Genomic DNA, 4744 nt, shown 5'->3' with positions numbered 1-4744 from the left:
CCTGTTTCACTCCATTGGTGGTGAAGGCTAAACCCCTGCTCTGTAGCGCGAGTTTTCTCATGTCCACTCGGGTGATACGCAAATTGCAGCGGGGTATGCTCGCCTACAGACAGTTGCTGTAATTGGTGCTTCGTCCATTGATATTGTCGCGCGGTTTTGCTGCCTGATGAACCAATATGGCGGCCATGTTCGTCGTATTCATGAACGAGCGAGGTGCCGTTGAGGTTTTCTTCAAGGAGCAATCCTGATGGGCTGTAAGCAAAGGAGACCCACGCATCACCATTTTCGGTGTAGGTTAAGCGAGAGGCGGCGTCGTACTGATCGCGGTCGACACGCGTAAGAATTGAAGGGACAAGTGCCCCAACGGATGGAACGGATGTGAGTTGTTAGTACAAAACAGGCGAGGCTCAATTTGAACAAACGTCGTATCCATTTACTTCGATTGGATAGCTAGCTTCCGTCCCCCATCCTTATCAGCACATCCTACCCTCAACAAACTATCTGTTTGTTGGGGCTTGGCAATTCCGACTGTTCATTGTCAAAGCCAATTCCGTTCCAATATCACTGGCTACAACACAGATCTAACCACTTGGCTATCGCAACAAAGACTAACCAAGACCTCGCGCTGTATTAGCATGTGCCTTGTGCCTGTCCTTGTTATTTCTTGGCAAGGCCATTAAGACTGAGATACCATATACACCAACTCACTATCCTTCTCTCCAAAGAAGTAAACAGCGTTTCCGGCAAATAATGAATAGTCATCAATGTAGGAATCTCTAATTCCACTTGACTCTTCAAAGTTTTCTGTTTTTTGTTTTGGAGCAGATTCTAGTTTAGGAAAATACAAGTCAATATTAATTTGAAATAAAAAATCGAAAAAAGCCTCACCATCCAGCGTTAAAGGCGACTCATCACCCACAAGCCACTTTGGTTTTTTCCCTATAAAGCCAAAACTGTTAGCTTCACAACTGGATATTTCTAGAGATTGATATCTAAGAACTTCCTTATACTCATCTTTTATAGTGCATTGCTTTATATTCGATACTATGATTTTAAAAAAATCTTGTTTAAACTGAATACAATCGCTATCCACGTTGTAACCTGACTCATTATATACGACCATTTCAGGTAAAATTCGGTCTAAAACAAAATCATCAGTTACACAAAAAACTGATATTAGTTTACCGGCCCACTTATGCCACTCAGGAAGTAACACTTGAAAGAAAAACGTCATTTGACTTCCGCTATCTGGATGGACTGGTATTCTAACATCGGTTGGCAGCATAGGTTTTCCACCAATATAAGAAAATGATACTGCGTCATTTTTAGATAAAGATATATACATTTTTTACCCTTAATTCCCAAACTTACGATACATTTTTGTCCCATCTTCAAACACTGCTGTGTATTCCAAAGATGATGGTCTAGTTGAAGGACCATCATAGTTAGCTTTTACCGTCAACTTGGCTGATTGCCCTGTTTGATTAACTCTCTCTGCTATATTTTTTTCCATAACCCTAAACGCCCCTCGGTTTACTTTTGGTGCTTGAGGGAAGATATTATCAGTATTTGTACCTGTTCCACCTAACTTACTGCCAAGGGCGTGTCCAGCATCATCATTATGCGCCCCCAAAGAGCGGGCATAATCTCTAGCTTTTTGATTAGTCGCTGTTCCAGTACCAATATCTTCAGGAGAGACCTCAGAATCCCATTGAATGATCCTTCCAGAAGAATCTTTCGTGATTTTAGGACACTTCGCCAACCCCAACGGATCAACCCACTCCAGCGGGTTAAACACGTACGCCTGTGGCCTTAACCCGCCTGCAAAACCTATCGGGTCTGGGCTTAGGTACTGGCCACTGTCTGCATCGTAATAGCGATTAACATTGTAGTAAAGGCCGGATTCGCGGTCTTCTATTTGCCCTTGGTAACGCAGGTCACAGTAGAGCTCATCATTGTGGGCGTTTTCTCTAACACCATAATTAGGAAGTGTATTTTGCTGTTGATAATGGCCCCATAAGGCTTGCTCCCCTTGCCAAACCACCTCGCCATTTTCGCTGCACAGCTCCTGTGGCGTGCCTGCATGGTCAGTCACGATATAGTGTAGCTGAGACGCTTGGTTGGCCTTATGCGTCACCTGCGCGAGTGGGCGAAAGCTCTCTGGCTCGTACAGGTATTCAATTTCCTGAATAACACTGCCATCGGCGGTCTTTTGGCTGTGCTGGACAATGTTTGCCCCATCCCACAAATACTCAGTGATTCGCTGGGTGCTTAAACACTCTTTTGCGACTCGCCTACCTAACGGGTCATAACGGTAGCGGTACCGCCCACCATCGGGCAGCTCTATATGAGTAAGCCTGTCATCCCCATTCCAAACAAAACGGGTGGTTTTGGGTCGGAAGCCGTCTTTGTATTCGGTTTTCTCGACCACGCGGCCACACTTATCGTAGTGATAACGGAATCGACCCGTATCTAATACACGGCCCGCCTTATCGTATTGGCGAGATTGGCGTTTTACTCGTGCGTCATCGAGCGAGACTACATTGCTGTCGCTATCACCGTATTCAGTGGCAAAACCTTGTTGGTTAAGGTTGAGCTCACTGTCGTAACCAAACAGGTGTACAAAGCGTTGCTGGCTTTCCCACGTCTTTTGCTGGCGGACGGCTTGAACTTGGCCATTGGCGTTTAGGCTGAACCTGGATTTACCGCGTTTGGCATCGTCAATGCCCACTAGCCTGTCTAGGGCATCGTATTGATACTGGCGTAAGCTATCACCATTTCTACCAAGCTGTTGTTGCAGCAGTAACCCTGTTTCACTCCATTGGTGCTGAAGACTAAAACCCTGCTCTGTGGCGCGAGTTTGCTCATGCCCACTGGGGTGATACGCAAATTGCAGCGGCGTATGCTCGCCTACAGACAGTTGCTGTAATTGGTGCTTAGCCCATTAATATTGTCGTGCGGTTTTGCTGCCTGATGAACCAATACGGCGGCCATGTTCGTCGTATTCATGAACGAGCGAGGTGCCGTTGAGGTTTTCTTCAAGGAGCAATCCTGATGGGCTGTAAGCAAAGGAGACCCATGCATCACCATTTTCGGTGTAGGTTAAGCGAGAGGCGGCGTCGTACTGATCGCGGTCGACACGCGTAAGAATTGAAGGGACAGGTGCCCCAACGCATGGAGCAGATATGAGTTGTTAGTGCAGAACAGGCGAAGCTCAATTTGAAAATACGTCGTATCCATTTACTTTACTTCGATTGGATCGCTAGCTTCCCGTCCCCCATTTTTATCATCACGCCCTGAGCTAAACAAAGAATCAACTTGTTAACGCTTGGCAATTCCGACTGTTCATTGTCAGAGCGTAAATCCGTTCAAACATCACTTGCTCCTGCTTAGATTTGGCCACTTACCTATCGCGACAAGGGCCAACCAAAACCTCGCGCTGTATTAGCATGTGCTCTTTATAGTAGTGCCTGTCCTTGTTATTTCGTCTTATATATATACTTCATAATATGATATGGAGTATTCATCGTCACTAATTACAACTAAAACATCAGGATCAAAAATGAATAAGACAACATCTTTATTTCCATTTAAACTCTCCATCGCACTTAAAAACCCATCTACATTATAAAAATCAAAACCTATTAATGTGTACTCATCAAATAAAAAATAACATTTTTTACCTAACAGCCAAGTAAAATTAGACTTTGTCCATTTAGGCAGTTCATCCTTATTACTTGTTAAATCTAGTTTGCGTACTGGTTCTATTTTCCTGTTGTATGAATTAATTTTTTTCAGCGCGCCAAGGAATCTTGTTATATCTAGTTTATCAGATTCAACAATACTGGAGCCTTCCATTCCACAGTGACTGTTAATAAAGTTCCTCGCATTGTTTTTTGATTTTAGCCTATCAATTTTGTTAGTCATAATAAATATGGTGGTCTCCAGTTTGTTTATCAGTAATAACTTTACCGTATCTTTCTGTTTTAAAATCGTAATCTCTTGGATTTGCTTTCGCCTTCCCGCCATGAAAGTGAGCTGTACCAAGTTTATTTCTCGGATCGTTATTATGTTCAACCACAACAACTTTATGGTTATTGGCATCTCTATATTGGTAGAACCTCCCATGTTCCGAAGGATTATCTGAATACACATAATTTGGATAGCCCCTACGAGTTGCATCATCACCAACCACCCAATGGTTTTCATGTTGCTGAGATCTAGGGATATTGACAGCATCTTTAGCTTCATTCATTGCTTGACGCCTATTTTTCCCCACACTTCCATCTTCATGAGCTTCACCCGCTAAACCAAGCGGATCAACCCACTCCAGCGGGTTAAACACATACGCCTGTGGTCTTAACCCGCCCGCAAATCCTATCGGGTCTGGGCTTAGGTACTGGCCACTGTCTGCATCGTAATAGCGATTAACATTGTAGTAAAGGCCGGATTCACGGTCTTCTATTTGCCCTTGGTAACGCAGGTCACAGTAGAGCTCATCATTGTGGGCGTTTTCTCTAAAACCATGATTAGGAAGCGTATTTCGTTGTTGGTAATGTCCCCACAAGGCTTGTTCACCTTGCCAAACTACCTCGCCATTTTCGCTGCACAGCTCCTGTGGCGTGCCTGCATGGTCAGTCACGATATAGTGTAGCTGAGAATCTTGGTTGGCCTTATGCGTCACCTGCGCGAGTGGGCGAAAGCTCTCTGGCTCGTACAGGTATTCGATTGTCTGAATAACACT

4 protein-coding genes and 1 pseudogene are annotated in these 4744 nt (G+C 44.4%); all 5 read right to left on the bottom strand.

What is annotated here, in order from left to right; genetic code table 11:
• Window positions 1–242: pseudogene (locus tag AACT42_RS09995) on the bottom strand (type IV secretion protein Rhs); the annotation flags it as partial.
• 434 nt (window positions 243–676) lie between these two features.
• Window positions 677–1345: a hypothetical protein gene (locus tag AACT42_RS09990; protein WP_094183064.1), complete on the bottom strand. Its 669-nt coding sequence runs from the start codon at window positions 1343–1345 to the stop codon at window positions 677–679.
• A gap of 9 nt (window positions 1346–1354) precedes the next feature.
• On the bottom strand, window positions 1355–2731 hold the full coding sequence (locus AACT42_RS09985) for an RHS repeat-associated core domain-containing protein (protein ID WP_445286090.1): 1377 nt from the start codon (window positions 2729–2731) through the stop codon (window positions 1355–1357).
• A gap of 758 nt (window positions 2732–3489) precedes the next feature.
• The gene (locus tag AACT42_RS09980; RefSeq protein ID WP_094183063.1) at window positions 3490–3927 is read right to left on the bottom strand and encodes a hypothetical protein; all 438 of its coding nucleotides are present in this window, start codon (window positions 3925–3927) and stop codon (window positions 3490–3492) included.
• A partial coding sequence (locus tag AACT42_RS09975; protein ID WP_217899770.1) for an RHS repeat-associated core domain-containing protein occupies window positions 3920–4744 on the bottom strand: 825 nt, incomplete at its 5' end. The genes AACT42_RS09975 and AACT42_RS09980, both read right to left, overlap by 8 nt.

Origin of the sequence: Vibrio sp. V15_P4S5T153, from assembly GCF_963874485.1 — a bacterium.
GTDB lineage: Bacteria > Pseudomonadota > Gammaproteobacteria > Enterobacterales > Vibrionaceae > Vibrio > Vibrio anguillarum.
The sequence above is the reverse complement of the archived record's forward strand: the minus strand, read 5'-3'. Positions and strand labels throughout refer to the sequence as shown.

Excerpts from the sequence above, each read along its gene's own strand:
- AACT42_RS09990 (WP_094183064.1), bottom strand. The coding sequence starts at position 1,345 with ATGTATATATCTTTATCTAAAAATGACGCAGTATCATTTTCTTATATT.
- AACT42_RS09980 (WP_094183063.1), bottom strand. The coding sequence starts at position 3,927 with ATGACTAACAAAATTGATAGGCTAAAATCAAAAAACAATGCGAGGAAC.